The organism is Psychromonas aquatilis (assembly GCF_038155185.1).
Lineage (GTDB): Bacteria > Pseudomonadota > Gammaproteobacteria > Enterobacterales > Psychromonadaceae > Psychromonas > Psychromonas aquatilis.
The window spans coordinates 1-454 of the sequence record NZ_JBAKAZ010000146.1 but is presented as its reverse complement, the minus strand read 5'-3'; the positions used below and the strand labels follow the sequence as shown (position 1 = coordinate 454).

The window sequence follows — 454 nt, the reverse complement described above, 5'->3', positions numbered from 1 at the left end:
GTACGTGCCTTGGAAGGATTACAAAGAACTTACTGGTGATTTAAAAGGAATTTATCGAGCAGTAACTGAGGATGAAGCCTTAAAAGCACTGGATGAGTTTAGTGGAAAATGGGATGAGAAGTATCCTCAAATCAGCCGTTCATGGCGTGCTCATTGGCATAACCTAAATACGTTGTTTAGCTACCCAGAGGACATCAGAAAAGCAATATATACGACCAATGCCATTGAGTCCTTGAACAGCGTAATACGTAAAGCTATCAAGAAACGTAAGGTGTTCCCAACTGATGATTCGGCTAAGAAGGTGATTTATCTTGCTATCATGGATGCATCAAAGAAATGGACGATGCCAATAAGGAATTGGAAAACGGCCTTGAATCGTTTTATGATAACGTTCGAAGACCGCCTTAAAGATTACATTTAAAAACCGCAGTTACACAGAGTTATTTACAGGGTC

General features: G+C 40.1%; 1 protein-coding gene. It reads left to right on the top strand.

The genetic code is table 11. The features are described from left to right. On the top strand, positions 1-421 hold a 421-nt coding region (locus tag V6256_RS15200), incomplete at its 5' end, for a transposase (protein ID WP_341599105.1). Between the last annotated feature and the right edge of the window lie 33 nt (positions 422-454).